Raw genomic sequence first — 16,841 nt, forward strand, 5'->3', positions numbered from 1 at the left:
GAATGAGAGGGTCGCCGGCCTAGCCGCCGGAGGACCAAGGAGGGTGGTACCGCGGGCGCCGCCGCAGCAGACGGCACTCGTCCCTCCGGCGGAAGCAGCAGTCCGTTGGAGGAGCCCGTCGATGACCACGCCGCAGTACCGCCAGGTACCCGCACAGGTCGACCTGCCCGCGCTCGAGCACGCGGTGCTCGACTTCTGGCGTGAGCAGAAGATCTTCGCCAAGAGCCTGGAGCAGTCCGAGGGCCGCCCCGAGTGGACGTTCTACGAGGGCCCGCCCACGGCCAACGGCATGCCGGGCGCCCACCACATCGAGGCCCGGGTCTTCAAGGACGTCTTCCCGCGGTTCCGCACCATGCGCGGCTACCACGTGCCGCGCAAGGCGGGCTGGGACTGCCACGGCCTGCCGGTGGAGCTCGCCGTCGAGAAGGAGCTCGGCTTCAACGGCAAGCAGGACATCGAGGCGTACGGCATCGCGGAGTTCAACGCCAAGTGCCGCGAGTCCGTCACCCGGCACACCGACGCCTTCAGCGAGCTGACGACCCGCATGGGCTACTGGGTGGACCTCGACCAGGCGTACTGGACGATGGACCCTCAGTACGTGGACTCCGTCTGGTGGTCGCTGAAGGAGATCTTCGCCAAGGGCCTGCTGGTACAGGACCACCGCGTCGCCCCCTGGTGCCCGCGGTGCGGCACCGGCCTGTCCGACCACGAGCTCGCGCAGGGCTACGAGACCGTCGTCGACCCGTCCGTCTACGTCCGCTTCCCGCTCACCTCCGGGCCCCTCGCGGGCCGGGCGTCCCTGCTGGTGTGGACGACCACCCCCTGGACCCTGGTCTCCAACACCGCCGTCGCCGCGCACCCCGACGTCACCTATGTCGTCGCCGAGAAGACCGCCGGCGCGGAGGGCCCGGGTACGGACGGCGAGCTCCTGGTCATCGCGGAGCCGCTGCTCGGCAAGGCCCTCGGCGAGGGCTGGCGGCCCACCGGCCAGAGCTTCACCGGCGCCGAGATGGAGCGCTGGACGTACCGGCGCCCCTTCGAGCTGGTCGAGTTCCCCGAGCCGGCGCACTACGTGGTGACCGCCGAGTACGTCACCACGGAGGACGGCACGGGCCTGGTCCACCAGTCCCCCGCCTTCGGCGAGGACGACCTGAAGGTCAGCCGCGCCTACGGCCTGCCCGTGGTGAACCCGGTCCGCCCGGACGGCACCTTCGAGGAGGACGTGCCGCTGGTCGGCGGCGTCTTCTTCAAGAAGGCCGACGAGGCCCTCACCCAGGACCTCGACACCCGCGGACTGCTCTTCCGGCACGTCCCGTACGAGCACAGCTACCCGCACTGCTGGCGCTGCCACACCGCCCTGCTGTACTACGCCCAGCCGTCCTGGTACATCCGCACCACCGCCGTCAAGGACCGCCTCCTCGCGGAGAACGAGAAGACGAACTGGTTCCCCGAGTCGGTCAAGCACGGCCGCTACGGCGACTGGCTGAACAACAACATCGACTGGGCGCTCTCCCGGAACCGCTACTGGGGCACCCCGCTGCCCATCTGGCGCTGTGGGGAGGGCCACCTGACCTGTGTGGGCTCCCGGGCGGAGCTGACGGAGCTGACCGGTGAGGACCAGTCCGGGCTCGACCCGCACCGCCCGTACATCGACGCGGTGACGTTCCCCTGCCCGGAGTGCGGCGGGCAGGCGACCCGGGTCCCCGAGGTCATCGACGCCTGGTACGACTCCGGCTCGATGCCGTTCGCACAGTGGGGCTACCCGTACAAGAACAAGGACCTCTTCGAGAGCCGCTACCCGGCGCAGTTCATCTGTGAGGCCATCGACCAGACCCGCGGCTGGTTCTACACGCTGATGGCCGTCGGCACCCTGGTCTTCGACCGCTCCAGCTACGAGAACGTGGTCTGCCTCGGGCACATCCTGGCCGAGGACGGCCGCAAGATGTCCAAGCACCTGGGGAACATCCTGCAGCCGATCCCGCTCATGGACCAGCACGGCGCGGACGCGGTGCGGTGGTTCATGGCGGCCGGCGGCTCCCCCTGGGCGGCGCGCCGCGTCGGCCACGGCACCATCCAGGAGGTCGTCCGCAAGACCCTCCTCACGTACTGGAACACGGTCGCCTTCCAGGCGCTGTACGCCCGTACGTCCGGCTGGGCGCCCTCCGCCGCCGACCCGGCCCCGGCGGAGCGGCCGATGCTGGACCGCTGGCTGCTGTCCGAGCTGCACGCGCTCACCGACCAGGTCACCCGGGCCCTGGACGCCTACGACACCCAGCAGGCCGGCCGCCTGCTGTCCGCGTTCGTCGACGACCTGTCGAACTGGTACGTGCGCCGCTCCCGCCGCCGCTTCTGGCTGGGCGACAAGGCCGCGCTGCGCACGCTGCACGACGTCGTGGAGACGGTCACCCGGCTGATGGCGCCGCTGACGCCGTTCATCACGGAGCGGGTCTGGCAGGACCTGGTGGTGCCGGTGACGCCCGACGCGCCCGAGTCCGTGCACCTGTCGGAGTGGCCGAAGGCGGACCTGTCCCTGGTCGACACCCGGCTGTCCCGGCAGATGGCGCTGGTGCGGCGGCTCGTCGAGCTGGGCCGGGCCACGCGCGCGGAGTCCGGCGTCAAGACGCGGCAGCCGCTGTCCCGGGCGCTGGTCGCGGCGGCCAGCTTCGACGAGCTCTCCGAGGAGCTGCGCACCCAGATCACCGAGGAGCTGAACGTCACCTCGCTGGCCTCCCTCGCGGACTCCGCCGGCGGAACCGGGGGCCTGGTGGACACCACCGCCAAGGCGAACTTCCGGGCGCTCGGCAAGCGGTTCGGCAAGCGGGTACAGGCGGTCGCCAAGGCCGTGGCCGATGCGGACGCGGCGGCGCTCTCGCTGGCGCTCCGGCAGGGGACGGCCGCGGTGGAGGTGGACGGCGAGACGATCACTCTCTCCCCGGATGAGGTGATCATCACGGAGACGCCGCGTGAGGGGTGGTCGGTGGCGTCCGACGCCGGGGCCACGGTCGCCCTGGACCTCGAGCTCACGCCCGAGCTGCGGCGGGCCGGTCTTGCGCGGGACGCGATCCGGCTCATCCAGGAGGCCCGCAAGAACAGCGGCCTCGATGTGGCGGACCGGATCGCGCTGCGCTGGTCGTCCACGGACGAGGAGGTTGCGGCGGCGCTCAGCCATCACTCGAAGTTGATCTCCGAGGAGGTGCTCGCCACGGAGTTCACCCCGGGCACCCCCGACGAGACGTACGGCGAGCCCTTCAGGGACGAGTCCCTGTCCCTCGTCTTCGCCTTGCGCAAGGCGTAGCGGCGCCATTCGGGCGCGGGGGACCGCGCGCACCCCGCCACCGGCCGGTGGCCCGGCCGCGACAGCGACTGCCCCCTTGCGGCGGTGGCGACCCGAGGGGTCTCGTCGTGGCTGGTCGCGCAGCTCCCCGCGCCCCTTACGTGGGCCGGGGCTGGCCCCCACGTACCGAGCCACCCCCCCAAGGGGCGCGGGGAACTGCGCGCGCAACCCACCACCCACCGCTGGCCCGGAAACGACAGAAACTCCCCCCTTGCGGCAGTGGCGACCCGAGGGGTCTCGCCGTGGCTGGTCGCGCAGCTCCCCGCGCCCCTCCAGAGGTGGGCCGGGGTACGGCAAAGGGCGGGGCCCCGGAAGGAATCCGGGGCCCCGCCCTTGAGTGTGCCGACGCCTACGGCGTCACCGTCAGTTGTCGTCCTCGTCGATGAGGAACCCCCTCATCGGCGAAGGCGCCTGCTGCATCGGCTGCGGCCCCTGCGGCCGCACCGGCGCCATCGGCTGCGTCATCGCGGGAGACATCTGCTGCTGCCCACTGCCGTACGAGGGCGCACCCGGCGACGGAGCATGGTTGCCGCCCAGGGTGCCGCCACCCATGGCGCCGCCGCCCATCGTCTGGTTGCCGCCGTAGGCCGGGGCGCTCGCGCCGGCCGGAGCCATGGAGGGTGCCGGGGACGGCGGCAGCGACGCCGTCGCGGGGGTCCGCGGCGGGGCCAGCGAGTCGTCCGCCTGGGTCTCCAGCTGACGGAGCTGGCTCTCCAGGTACGACTTCAGACGCGTCCGGTACTCGCGCTCGAAGCCGCGCAGGTCCTCGACCTTGCGCTCCAGCGTGGCGCGCGCGGACTCCAGGGAGCCCATCGCGACACGGTGCTTCTCCTGCGCATCCCGCTCCAGCGCATCCGCCTTCGCACGGGCGTCACGCTCCAGACCCTCGGCGCGGCTGCGCGCCTCACCGACGATCTTGTTGGCCTCGGAGCGGGCCTCCGCGATGGCCTGGTCGGCGGTCTGCTGGGCCAGCGACAGGACGCGCGCCGCGCTGTCGCCGTGCGGACCGCCCTGGGGGCCGCCGGGGCCCGGCAGCTGGGGGCCGCCGTGGCCCATCGGGCCCGCGGGCACCATCTGCCCACCGGGGCCGCCCATGGGACCGCCCTGCATCGGGCCGGGTCCGTGCGGACCCTGGCCGTGCGGGCCCTGCGGGCCGGGACCGTGGCCACCGGGGCCGGCGGGGAGCTGCGGCTGCCCGCCAGGCAGCTGAGGGGGACCGCCCATCGGGTGCTGCTGCTGCGGCGGCACCGGCTGCGGTGGTCCTGATATGGCGGCGGGCGAGGGCCCGGCTGGTCGCTCCTGTTGCTCAGGAGGCTTGCGCATCGCGTTCTGCTGCTGGCTCTGCGCGGCGGCCCTGGTCGCGGCGGCCAGCTTGGCGCGCAGGTCCTCGTTCTCACGGAGCAGGCGGGTCAGTTCGGCTTCGACCTCGTCGAGGAAGGCATCGACCTCGTCCTCGTCATAGCCTTCTCGGAGGCGGACGGTCGTGAACTGCTTGTTCCGCACGTCCTCGGGGGTCAACGGCATCTCTTCACCTCAACGTAGTCGTCGGCACTCGGCAAGACCGTATCGTTCACAGCCGGCTCACGATGGAGATCAGGATGTAGACGATGATCATCAGTACGAAGAAGGACAGGTCTAGTGCCACGCCTCCGAGACGCAGCGGCGGGATGAACCGCCGCAGGAGCTTGAGCGGTGGATCGGTGACAGTGTAGGTGGCCTCAAGAACGACGATCATCGCCTTGCCGGGCTGCCATGAGCGGGCGAACTGACGGACGTACTCCATCACCAGCCGCAGGATCAGCACGATGAGGAAACACATCAGCGCGATGTAGAGCACATCCAGGACCACGCCCATCTCCGCGCTTCCCTCTCCCCTGTCCTCGTACTGTCTGTGACCGGTGCTGCGTGTCAGCTCTGGTTGAAGAACCCGCCCTCTGCGATACGGGCCTTGTCCTCCGCCGTGACATCGACGTTAGCAGGAGACAACAGGAACACTTTCTGTGTCACCCGCTCAATGCTGCCATGAAGCCCGAAGACGAGACCCGCGGCAAAGTCGACAAGTCGCTTCGCATCCGTGTCGTCCATCTCCGTCAGATTCATGATCACCGGAGTGCCCTCGCGGAAGTGTTCCCCGATGGTACGGGCTTCGTTGTAGGTCCGGGGGTGCAGTGTGGTGATCCGGTACGGCTCTCGTTCGGACACGACCTTGGGCATGATCACCGGCGCGTTCTTCTCCATGCTCTGACGTTCAGGTGTGATAGACGCCACGGGGGCGATTCGCGCCGGACGCCCGGATTCCGCCGAAAGCGGAGTCGGCTCGCGGTGAGCCGAGAGGGCAGCCGGACGTACCGATTCGTCCCTGTGTGGCTGATGTGACTGGTGGGGCTGAGGAGACTGACGGGACTGGTGTGACGGAAGCGGTGTCTCATGCCGCCGCCGGTCCCGCTCGGGCTCCGGGTCGAGCTCGGGCTCGAAGTCGTCGTCCGGGTCGAACCCGCGGCCGTCGTACCCATCGTCCTCCACGAGGCCGAGGTAGACCGCCATCTTGCGCATCGCGCCGGCCATGCTCTGCATCCTCCGCTCTGTGGTGGATCGGCGTGGTGGATCGGCTGACGCCAACCAAGTGCCCGCGATCCACGTGGCCCCTCCCCTGCGCCCCAACTTCTGCGGTTCGACCGGGATTGACCATATTTTCTGCTGTGGTCCGACTTCTTGGCGACGTTACCCGAGCCTGGGTCGGACTCCGAGTACCGCGGTGCCGACGCGTACATGTGTCGCTCCGGCCGCCACGGCGTGTTCGAGGTCCGCGCTCATCCCTGCGGACACCATGTTCGCAGCAGGATGGGCCGAGCGCAGGGCGGTTGAGAATTCCCTCAGGCGCTCGAACGCCGCCCGTTCCCGCCCGGCGTACGGCCCGGTGAGCGGCGCGACGGTCATCAGGCCGCCGAGCCAGAGCCCAGGAGCGTCCGCGATCAGGCCGGCCAACTCCTCGATCCGGTCGGGCGCGACACCGCCGCGCGCCCCCCGCTCACGCTCCTCCGCGTCCAGGGCGACCTGGATCAGGCAGCCGACCTCCCGGCCCGCGCTCTCCGCGTGCCGGGAGAGCGCACCGACGAGTTTCGGCCGGTCCACGGACTGCACCACATCGGAGTAACTCACCACAGAGCGAACTTTATTGGTCTGGAGTTGACCGACGAAGTGCCAGGTGAGCGGCAGGTCCGCGCACTGGGCGGCCTTCGGAGCGGCGTCCTGGTCGCGATTCTCCGCCACCTGCCGGACGCCGAGCTCGGCCAGCAGCCGGGTGTCGCTCGCCGGATAGGTCTTGGTGACCACGATGAGGGTCACCTCGTCACGTCTGCGACCCGCCGCGGCACAGGCCCTGGCGATGCGTTCCTCCACTTTCGCCAGGTTCGCCGCGAGTTGCCCCTTGCGATCCGTCATGCCCCTCAGTCCAGCCAGACATAGCCCGCGAGCCGCCCGGTGGTGCGCTCACGGCGGTACGAGAAGTGATCGGCCGACTCCAGCGTGCACACGGGGGACCGCTCACGGTCGTGCACTCCGAGCCGGGCGAGCTGCGCGTGGACCCCCGCGACCACGTCCACGGCGGGCGTGCCCCAGGAGGTGACGGAGTGGGCGGCGGGCTCGACCTCGGCGACCTCGGCGCGCATCGCCTCGGGCACCTCGTAGCAGCGGCCGCAGACCGCGGGGCCGGTACGGGCGACGATCCTGCCCGGCTCCGCGCCCAGCTCCACCATGGCCTTCACCACGGCGGGGACCACCCCGGCCACCATGCCGGGCCGGCCCGCGTGCGCCGCGGCCACGACCCCCGCCTCGGGGTCGGCCAGCAGCACCGGGGTGCAGTCGGCGGTGAGCACGGCGAGGGCGAGGCCACGACGGGTGGTGACGACCGCATCCGCCTCGGGCACCGGGCGTGCGCCCCAGGGCGCGTCCGCCACGACGACCTCGCGCCCGTGCACCTGGTTCATCCAGACCACCCGGTCGGGGTCCAGCCCCAGGGTGGCGGCGGCCCGCGCGCGGTTGACGCGGACGGCCTCGGGGGCGTCGCCTACCGCGCCGCCGAGGTTCAGCTCGGCGTACGGAACGGCGCTCACCCCGCCCCACCTGTCGGTGAAGGCGAAGTGGGCGCCGTTCGCCCTGTGCACGATGCCGGCGACGGGACCGGAGCGGTCCGGGCCGGTACGACTTGTTGCACGCGCCGTGTGCGCCGGGGGTCCGTCCGTTGTGCGCACCGGGATCTCGTCCGCCGGGTGCGTCAGGGACCGCTGGGCCGGATCGGGGCCCGTCGGGGCCGGGTCCGGGGCGGCCACGGCGTCGTCGTGCTGTCCTATCACGTCAGGTGGTCCGGATCACTTGAGGAAGTCCGGGACGTCCAGCTCCTCGGCCGCGCTGTCCGGGTACACCCGGGGGGCCGGGGGGCCCTGCGAGGCGGCCGGGGAGCCGGCGGAGAGATCGCCGGGGCCGGGCTCCGGGTCGTCCTCACGCGGGGTGACACTGCCGAGCCCGCCGAAGGCCGGCCGGGTCTCGCTCGGCCGGGGCTCCACGGAGCGGGCCGGCTCCTCGCGCTTGACCGAGGACGAGCCGAGCATGTTCTCCCGCTTGGCGGGCGGCTGGCCGCCGTCGAAGCCCGCGGCGATCACGGTGACCCGTACCTCGTCGCCGAGTGCGTCGTCGATCACCGCACCGAAGATGATGTTGGCCTCGGGATGCGCGGCCTCGCTCACCAGCTGGGCGGCCTCGTTGATCTCGAAGAGGCCGAGGTCCGAGCCGCCCGAGATGGAGAGCAGCACGCCCCGCGCCCCGTCGATGGAGGCCTCCAGCAGCGGCGAGGAGATCGCCATCTCGGCGGCGGCCACCGCACGGTCGTCCCCGCGTGCGGAGCCGATGCCCATCAGCGCGGAGCCCGCCTCGGACATCACGGACTTGACGTCGGCGAAGTCGAGGTTGATCAGGCCCGGGGTGGTGATGAGGTCGGTGATGCCCTGGACACCGGAGAGCAGCACCTGGTCCGCGGACTTGAACGCGTCGAGGACGCTGACCTGGCGGTCCGAGATGGACAGCAGCCGGTCGTTCGGGATGACGATGAGGGTGTCGACCTCGTCGCGGAGCTCGGCGATGCCGTCCTCCGCCTGGTTGGCGCGCCGGCGGCCCTCGAAGGTGAACGGGCGTGTCACCACGCCGATGGTGAGGGCGCCGAGCGAGCGGGCGATGTTGGCCACGACGGGCGCGCCGCCGGTGCCGGTGCCGCCGCCCTCACCGGCGGTGACGAAGACCATGTCGGCCCCCTTGAGGACCTCCTCGATCTCCTCGCGGTGGTCCTCGGCCGCCTTGCGGCCCACGGCCGGGTTGGCTCCGGCGCCTAGTCCGCGGGTGAGTTCGCGGCCGACGTCGAGCTTGACGTCGGCGTCGCTCATCAACAGGGCTTGCGCGTCGGTGTTGATGGCGATGAACTCGACGCCCTTGAGACCGACCTCGATCATCCGGTTGATGGCATTGACACCACCGCCGCCGACACCGATGACTTTGATGACTGCGAGGTAGTTCTGCGGTGCTGCCACGTCGAAGGCCTCTCGCCTCGATTACGTGCCGCCGCGCGCCCGTTGCGCCACGACAGCGATGCCGAATGGGTCGGTCCGAACGCCGACCCGAACCCTAACGGTGAAGTTTAGGGTTACCAGTGTGTCTGTTGCTGAACTTCAATGCTGTTCCGAACAGGACACTAAGTCGACAAGTGGCGCCCGTTCAACGAACACGCCGAACCTCCCGTTTTTCTTTTCACCCTATGTGATCACCCGTAGCGCTGCACAGCCAGGGTGCTGGCCTGCGACGACGCCCGTCAACTCCCGGACACGGCAGGGGCGGTGGGGACACTCACATCGAAGTGCCGGGCACGCGGAGCGGCTTTCATGAGAGCGGTGAGCACTCCGCCCTTCTCGCTCCCCTGCTCATCGCTTCCCCATACGACCGTGCGCCCCCGGGTCAACTCCACGGAGATACTGTCGTATGAGCGGACCTTGAGAACACGTGCTTCGCGACCCACCGCATCCGGGAGGTCCGCCGCCACCCGCACCGCCGCACCCACCAGGCGGGCCGTGCCGAACCGGCGCAGACTGGCGGCACCGCTCGCATCCTGCCGTGTGGCCAATTCCAGCCGCGGTACTCCCTTGGGGGCCACCGGCACTGTCGCGAACCGCACTCCCTCGTCGTCCACTTCGATGAACTTTCCGCCCTTTTCGATAAGCAGGGAGGGCGTGCGCTCGACCACTTTCAGCCCGATTCCATGCGGCCAGGAACGGATCACGTCCACGGAGTCGATTCGCGGCAATGCCCGCCGCAGGCGTTCCGCAATGCCCTCGGTGTCCACCGAGACCAGCGGCGCACCGAGCCGGACGTCCGCGACGCCCCGCACCTGCGCCGGAGTGAGCACCCGGGTCCCGGAGACGGTCACACGCTGCACACGCAGCCAGGACGAGCCGTACAGCGCCCAGCCGGCGAAGCCGCCGAGCAGGACCAGCACCACCAGCGCCGCGGCCAGGCGGCGGCGCACCGTCCTGCCGGCCTCCCGGTCCCGGGGCGCCCCGGGCCGCCGGAAGGGGCCGCGGCCCGGTGGGCCCGCCGGGCCGGACTCCGGCCGCTGCCGTTCGCCGCGCTCGACGGTGCCCGCTCCGGCACCCCTCTCGCCCCCCGCACCCCTGCCTCTGGCACCCCTGGCACCCCTGGCACCCGTGTCCACGTATGCCCGCCTCCTGTCATGCGCCGCGGCGCAGACGGACCCCCGTCATGCCGCGCGGCGGCCCGCGATCGCCTCGTACACCATGCCGACCAGCAGCTCGTCGGCGTCCCGGCGGCCGAACTCGGAGGCGGCACGGGACATCTCGTACAGCCGGTGCGGGTCGGAGAGCACGGGCAGCACATTGGCCTGCACCCACTCGGGCGTGAGCTCGGCGTCGTCGACGAGCAGGCCGCCGCCCGCCTTGACCACCGGCTGGGCGTTCAGCCGCTGTTCGCCGTTGCCGATGGGCAGCGGGACATAGGCGGCCGGCAGTCCGACGGCGGAGAGCTCGGCGACGGTCATCGCACCCGCGCGGCAGAGCATCATGTCGGCCGCGGCGTAGGCGAGATCCATCCGGTCCACGTACGGTACCGGGATGTACGGGGGCATACCCGGCATGTTGTCGACCTGTGGCATGTCGTTCTTGGGACCGACGGCGTGCAGGATCTGGATTCCGGAGCGCTGCAGCACGGGTGCGACCCGCTGGACCACCTCATTGAGCCGGCGCGCGCCCTGGGAGCCGCCGGAGACCAGGAGCGTGGCGGCCCTGGGGTCGAGCCCGAATGCGGCGCGCGCCTCCGGGCGCGCCGCCGCGCGGTCGAGGGTGGCGATGGAACGGCGCAGCGGAATCCCGATATAGCGGGAATTGCGGAGTTTGCTGTCCGGGGTCGACACGGCGACCTGGGCCGCGTACCGCGAACCGATCTTGTTTGCGAGGCCGGGGCGCGCGTTCGCCTCGTGGATGACGATCGGCACCCCGAGCCGCTTGGCCGCGAGATAGCCGGGCAGCGCCACATAGCCGCCGAATCCGACGACCACGTCCGCCTTGGTGCGCTCCAGGACCTGCTCGGCCGCCTTGATCGTGCCGCGCAGCCGCCCGGGAACGGTGATCAGCTCGGGGGTGGGCTTGCGCGGCAGCGGTACCGCGGGGATCAGCGCGAGTTCGTAGCCCCGCTCGGGCACCAGACGGGTTTCGAGTCCGCGCTCCGTGCCCAGGGCCGTGATCCCCACGGTCGGGTCCTGCCTGCGCAGGGCGTCCGCGAGGGCGAGCGCGGGCTCGATGTGGCCGGCGGTCCCTCCACCGGCGAGTACGACATGCACCGAATTTCACCGCTCTCCGGACGAGCGCGCCGTGGCGCGCCGTCGCATCGTGTTCCATCTGCGAGGCTCCTGGCCGCTCCGGCCGGACCGGCCGCCTCGCGCCGCAGCCCGCTTTCTACCAAAGACCGCCCGCAGGCGCCGCAACGGGCCGTAGGACGCGCCCTGCCGCATGGCGAGTGCCGCCCGCGCAGCGGGCTCGTCGCGCGCGAAGGCGATCAGCAGCCCGATGGCGAACATGGTCGACAGCAGGGCGGACCCGCCGTAGGAGAACAGCGGGAGCGGGACCCCGGCGATCGGCAGCAGGCCGAGCACCGCGCCGATATTGACCACGACCTGGGCCGTGATCCAGATGATCACGCCTCCCGCGGCATACCTCACGAACGACTCCTCCGTGCGTCCGGCCACGCGGATACCCGCATAGCCTAGAGCCGTGAAGAGGGCGAGGACGGACAGTGTTCCCGCCAGGCCCAACTCCTCACCGGTCACGGCGAAGATGAAGTCGTTGTGCGCTTCGGGCAGTTGCCCCCATTTTTCCACACTCGCGCCGAGGCCCGAACCGAACAGTCCGCCGGACGCCAGCGCATAAATGCCGTGCACGGCCTGCTGGCAGCTGCCGCCGGGACCCATCTCGGTGGCCCCGATACAGGAGAGCCGGGCCATCCGGTTGGGGCTGCTCTCGATCAGCATCAGCCCGAGCAGCCCTGCCACGGTGAGCACCCCGGCGAACAGCCTGGTGGGCGCCCCTGCCAGCCATAGCAGCCCGAAGAGGATGGCGGTCAGGATGATCGCGGTCCCCATGTCGCCACCGAGCATGATCAGCCCGAGCAGCATGAAAGCGGCCGGCACCAGCGGCACCAGCATGTGCTTCCAGTGGACCAGCAGCCGCCGCTCCTGCTTTCGCGCCAGCAGATCGGCGCCCCACAGCACCAGGGCCAGCTTGCCGAACTCGCTGGGCTGCAACTGGAAGGGGCCGCCGAGCGAGATCCAGTTCTGGTTGCCGTTCACCGCCACCCCTACCCCGGGCACCTGAACCAGCACCATCAGGAAGACCGATCCGGCCAGCAGCGGGTAGGCGAGCGCGCGGTGCAGCCGCACCGGCATCCGGGCCGCCGCGAACATCAGCGCACCGCCGATGACCGCCGCCACGAACTGCTTGCGGAAGAAGTAGGAACCGGGCAGCGAGAGCTGCAACGCCCGGATGATGGAGGCCGAGTAGACCATCACAAGACCGAGTACGGTGATCAGCAGACTACTGCCGAGAATCACATAATACGCAGTCAGCGGCCGGTCCCAGGTCCGCCGGGCGCGCTCGACCAGGCCTCCCAGGGGTACCCACCGGGGCACGCGCCCCGGCAGTTCGGACCGCTCGGAGCGGACGGCCGCCGAGGACCGCGCGGGCCGCGCCGGCCGTCCGGCCCCGCGCGCGGGGGCGCCACGGCCGGGCATCAGCACCCACCGCTGTCGCCGGCGGGGACCCGCCCATGAAACGCAAGCCAAACCCCAGCCAAGGCGTCCCTCCCAAAGGACCAGGCGCCCGCAGCCGGAGCCGGGCCGGTGAACCACACGGCCGGCGGACCGGCGGCGTCAGGCGCCCTCCGCGGAGCGGCCGCGGACCGCCTCCGCGAACGCATCCCCGCGCACGTTGTAGTTGGTGAACATATCCATGGAGGCGCAGGCGGGCGCCAGCAGCACCGTGTCGCCCGGCGAGGCGAGCCGCGCCGCCTCCCGGACCACCGCCGCCATCGCCCCAGTGTCGGTCCGGTCGAGGTCGACCACCGGGACCTCGGGGGCGTGTCGCGCAAGCGCTTCCCCGATGAGGGCACGATCGGCGCCGATCAGCACCACACCGCGCAGCCGGGGCGCGGACTTGGCCACCAGCTCGTCGAAGGTCGCGCCCTTGGCGAGGCCGCCCGCGATCCACACGATCGACTCGTACGCCGCCAAGGACGCCTCGGCGGCATGGGTGTTGGTGGCCTTGGAGTCGTCGATGTAGGCGACGCCGGAGACATCGGCGACGTGCTGCATGCGGTGCGCGTCGGGGCGGAAGGCCCGCAGCCCGTCACGGACCGCGGTGGCCGGCACTCCGTAGGCGCGCGCCAGGGCCGCCGCCGCCAGGGCGTTGGCGATGTTGTGCGGCGCGGGCGGCTGGACGTCCGAGACCTCGGCGAGCTCCTGGGCCTGCCGGTGGCGCTCCGGTACGAAGGCCCGGTCGACGAGGACGCCGTCCACCACGCCGAGTTGGGAGGGGGCGGGCGCGGAGAGGGTGAAGCCGATGGCGCGGCAGCCCTCCTCGACGTCGGCCTTGCGGACCAGGTCCTCGGTGGCCTTGTCGGCGGCGTTGTAGACGCAGGCGACCTGGTTGCCCCGGTAGATCCGGCCCTTGTCGGCCGCGTAGGCCTCCATGGAGCCGTGCCAGTCCAGGTGGTCCGGGGCGAGGTTGAGCACGGCGCCGGAGTGGGCGCGCAGCGAGGGCGCCCAGTGCAGCTGGTAGCTGGAGAGTTCGACGGCGAGGACGTCGTACGGCTCTGCCCCCGGTCGTCCACCACCGCCCTCGATCGACCGCGCCTCGCGCGCAGCCCTGTCCTGCAACACCACGTCGATGATCGGGGTGCCGATGTTGCCGACCGCGGTGGTGCGCAGCCCCGCGGCGGCGAGGATCGACGCCAGCATCCGGACGGTGGTGGTCTTGCCGTTGGTGCCGGTGACCGCCAGCCAGGGCGCCGCGGAGCCGCCCTCGCCCGGAGCCCCCGGCGCCGGGGAGGCGCCGGACGGGCCCCGCAGCCGCCAGGCGATCTCCACGTCCCCGACCACCTCCACGCCCGCGGCCGCCGCGGCGGCGAACAGCGGTGCGGTGGGCTTCCAGCCCGGCGAGGTGACGACGAGCGAGGTGCCGGGCGGCAGGGTGGTGCCGTCGCCGAGGCGTACGGAGATGCGCTCGGCGCGCAGCTGCTCCGCGCGCTCCTGGAGCGCCGGTCCCTCGCCGCCGTCGACGACGGTGACCTCGGCGCCCAGGCCGGCCAGGGCGCGGGCGGCACTGATACCGCTCACGCCGAGACCGGCGACGGTGATGTGCTGCCCGGCCCAGGCCGGCTGCTGCGTCATTTCTCTGCTGCCCATCCTGCGTAGAAGAGACCGAGGCCGACGATCACGCACATGCCCTGGATGATCCAGAAGCGGACCACGACCAGGACCTCGGACCAGCCCTTGAGTTCGAAGTGGTGCTGTAGCGGGGCCATCCTGAAGACGCGCTTCCCGGTGAGCCGGAAGGAGCCCACCTGGATCACGACGGACATGGTGATCAGGACGAAGAGGCCGCCGAGCAGGGCGAGCAGCAGCTCCGTGCGGGAGCAGATGGCGAGGCCCGCGAGGGCGCCGCCGAGCGCCAGGGAACCGGTGTCGCCCATGAAGATCTTGGCGGGTGAGGTGTTCCACCACAGGAAGCCGAAACAGGCACCCATCAGGGCGGAGGCCACCACGGCGAGGTCGAGCGGGTCGCGCACCTCGAAGCAGGCCGCGGGGTTGGTGAGCGTCGCGGCGTTGGCGCAGGCCTCCTGGAACTGCCACACACCGATGAACGTGTAGGCGCCGAAGACCATCACCGAGGCACCGGTGGCCAGGCCGTCCAGGCCGTCGGTGAGGTTCACGCCGTTGGACATGGCGAGGATCATGAACAGCGCCCAGACCACGAAGAGCACCGGTCCGATGGTCCAGCCGAAGTCGGTGGTGAAGGAGAGCTTCGTGGACGCCGGGGTGTTGCCGTGGTTGTCCGCGAACTGCAGCGCGAGGACGGCGAAGGCGATGCCGACGATGAGCTGGCCCGCCATCTTCGCCTTGGCCCGCAGGCCCAGCGAGCGCCGCTTGACGATCTTGATGTAGTCGTCGAGGAAGCCGACCAGGCCCATGCCCGCCATCAGGCCGAGCACCAGCACCCCGGAGAAGGTGGGCGGCTTGCCGCTGATCACCTTGCTGAGGAAGTAGGCGATGATCGTCGCCAGGATGAACGCGATGCCGCCCATGGTCGGCGTGCCGCGCTTGCTGTGGTGCTCGCGCGGCCCGTCGTCCCGGATGTACTGACCGTATCCCTTGCGGGCGAGCAGCTTGATCAGCACCGGCGTGCCCACGAGAGTCAGGAAGAGGCCGATGACTCCCGAGAACAGGATCTGGTTCATCATCGGGCGGCGACCTCGCCCTCGCCCGAGTTGCTTCCGCCGGCCTCTTCCAGCAGCGCCGTGGCGACCCGCTCCAGGCCCACCGACCTGGACGCCTTCACGAGCACGACATCCCCCGGGCGCAACTCTCTGCGCAACAGGTCGACCGCCGCCTGTGCGTCGGACACGTGCACCGACTCCTCACCCCACGAACCCTCGTTGTAGGCGCCCGCACGCAGCCAGGCAGCTTCCCTGCCGCCGACCGCCACGAGCTTGCTCACGTTGAGCCGGACGGCAAGCCGTCCGACCGCGTCGTGCTCGGCGAGAGCCTCGTCCCCGAGCTCGGCCATCTGACCGAGCACCGCCCACGTACGCCCCCCTTCGGCCCGCCGGGCTTCGCCCATTGCCGCGAGTGCGCGCAGGGCGGCTCGCATGGACTCGGGGTTCGCGTTGTAGGCGTCGTTGACCACCGTCACGCCGTCCGGGCGCTCGGTGACCTCCATCCGCCAGCGGGAGAGGGTGCCCGCCCCGGAGAGCGCCTGGGCGATCTCGTGCACGGACATGCCCAACTCATGGGCGACGGCGGCCGCGGCAAGCGCGTTCGACACGTGGTGCTCACCGTACAGGCGCAAGGTCACGGCGCTGCACCCGGAGGGTGTGTGAAGGCTGAAGGCGGGCTGCCCGGTGGCGGTGAGGTGGATGTTCTCGGCTCTTACGTCCGCTTCGCCGGATTCCCCGAAGTACACCACGCGGGCCTTGGTGCGGGTGGCCATCGCGCGTACCAGGGGGTCGTCGGCGTTGAGGACGGCGATGCCGCCCTCCTCGGCGCCGGGCAGGGACTCCACCATCTCGCCCTTGGCCTGGGCGATCTGCTCCCGGCCGCCGAACTCGCCGATGTGGGCGGTGCCGACGTTCAGGACCAGGCCGATCCTGGGCGGGGTGAGGCTGGTGAGGTAGCGGATGTGGCCGATGCCACGGGCCCCCATCTCCAGGACCAGGTACCGGGTCTTCTCCGTGGCGCTCAGCGCCGTGAGGGGGAGGCCGATCTCGTTGTTGAGGGAGGCGGGTGTCCACACTGTGGGCGCCTTGGTGGCGAGCACCTGGGCGAGGAGGTCCTTGGTACTCGTCTTGCCCGCGGAGCCGGTGAGCGCCACCAGGGTGGCGCCGAGGCGCTCCACGACGGCGTGGGCGAGGGCCCCGAGCGCCGCCTGGACGTCGTCCACGACGATCGCGGGGACGCCGACGGGGCGGGCGGCCAGCACCGCGGCGGCACCCGCCTCGACGGCCCCGCGGGCGTAGTCGTGGCCGTCGACGCGCTCACCGGCGAAGGCGGCGAACAGGCCACCCGGTTCCACGGCACGGGAGTCGATCACGACGGAACCGGTGACCAGCGCGGACGGATCCGGTATGTCATGGGTCTGCCCGCCGACGATGGTGGCGATCTCGGCGAGGGAGAGGGCGATCACAA

13 protein-coding genes are annotated in these 16,841 nt (G+C 71.2%); 1 reads left to right on the plus strand and 12 read right to left on the minus strand.

Annotated elements, in window-relative coordinates:
* Positions 1-121 precede the first annotated feature (121 nt).
* Positions 122-3,295, plus strand: coding sequence for an isoleucine--tRNA ligase (ileS, locus tag ACSMXW_RS06430; protein WP_485804498.1), 3,174 nt, complete (start codon positions 122-124; stop codon positions 3,293-3,295).
* Between the two features lie 402 nt (positions 3,296-3,697).
* On the opposite strand, the gene ACSMXW_RS06435 is transcribed toward ileS, so the two are convergent.
* From ACSMXW_RS06435 to ACSMXW_RS06490, 12 genes are all read right to left on the minus strand, one after another.
* Entirely contained in the window at positions 3,698-4,858 is a 1,161-nt protein-coding gene (locus ACSMXW_RS06435) for a DivIVA domain-containing protein (protein WP_485804499.1), read from the minus strand.
* Between the two features lie 46 nt (positions 4,859-4,904).
* A complete protein-coding gene (locus ACSMXW_RS06440; protein WP_485804500.1) occupies positions 4,905-5,189 on the minus strand; it encodes a YggT family protein in 285 nt (94 codons plus the stop codon).
* 53 nt (positions 5,190-5,242) lie between these two features.
* Positions 5,243-5,899, minus strand: a complete 657-nt coding sequence (locus tag ACSMXW_RS06445) for a cell division protein SepF (protein ID WP_485804501.1) — start codon at positions 5,897-5,899, stop codon at positions 5,243-5,245.
* A gap of 156 nt (positions 5,900-6,055) precedes the next feature.
* Positions 6,056-6,775 (minus strand): YggS family pyridoxal phosphate-dependent enzyme, encoded by a 720-nt coding sequence (locus ACSMXW_RS06450; protein WP_485804502.1) that lies wholly within the window; start codon positions 6,773-6,775, stop codon positions 6,056-6,058.
* A 5-nt stretch (positions 6,776-6,780) separates the two neighbouring features.
* Positions 6,781-7,500, minus strand: a complete 720-nt coding sequence (pgeF, locus tag ACSMXW_RS06455) for a peptidoglycan editing factor PgeF (protein WP_485807850.1) — start codon at positions 7,498-7,500, stop codon at positions 6,781-6,783.
* Between the two features lie 201 nt (positions 7,501-7,701).
* The gene (ftsZ, locus tag ACSMXW_RS06460; protein WP_485804503.1) at positions 7,702-8,910 is read right to left on the minus strand and encodes a cell division protein FtsZ; all 1,209 of its coding nucleotides are present in this window, start codon (positions 8,908-8,910) and stop codon (positions 7,702-7,704) included.
* A 278-nt stretch (positions 8,911-9,188) separates the two neighbouring features.
* Positions 9,189-9,899, minus strand: coding sequence for a cell division protein FtsQ/DivIB (locus ACSMXW_RS06465; protein ID WP_485804504.1), 711 nt, complete (start codon positions 9,897-9,899; stop codon positions 9,189-9,191).
* Positions 9,900-10,130: 231 nt separating this feature from the next.
* Positions 10,131-11,225: an undecaprenyldiphospho-muramoylpentapeptide beta-N-acetylglucosaminyltransferase gene (murG, locus tag ACSMXW_RS06470; protein WP_485804505.1), complete on the minus strand. Its 1,095-nt coding sequence runs from the start codon at positions 11,223-11,225 to the stop codon at positions 10,131-10,133.
* A 6-nt stretch (positions 11,226-11,231) separates the two neighbouring features.
* Positions 11,232-12,671: a putative lipid II flippase FtsW gene (ftsW, locus tag ACSMXW_RS06475; protein WP_485804506.1), complete on the minus strand. Its 1,440-nt coding sequence runs from the start codon at positions 12,669-12,671 to the stop codon at positions 11,232-11,234.
* 138 nt (positions 12,672-12,809) lie between these two features.
* Entirely contained in the window at positions 12,810-14,342 is a 1,533-nt protein-coding gene (gene murD / locus ACSMXW_RS06480; protein WP_485804507.1) for a UDP-N-acetylmuramoyl-L-alanine--D-glutamate ligase, read from the minus strand.
* Complete coding sequence (mraY, locus tag ACSMXW_RS06485; protein ID WP_485804508.1) at positions 14,324-15,397, minus strand: phospho-N-acetylmuramoyl-pentapeptide-transferase; 1,074 nt, start codon at positions 15,395-15,397, stop codon at positions 14,324-14,326. The genes murD and mraY overlap by 19 nt, the downstream gene beginning before the upstream one ends.
* Complete coding sequence (locus tag ACSMXW_RS06490; RefSeq protein ID WP_485804509.1) at positions 15,394-16,839, minus strand: UDP-N-acetylmuramoyl-tripeptide--D-alanyl-D-alanine ligase; 1,446 nt, start codon at positions 16,837-16,839, stop codon at positions 15,394-15,396. The genes mraY and ACSMXW_RS06490 overlap by 4 nt, the downstream gene beginning before the upstream one ends.
* Positions 16,840-16,841 lie beyond the last annotated feature (2 nt).

Source organism: Streptomyces sp. DSM 116793 (genome assembly GCF_057320905.1).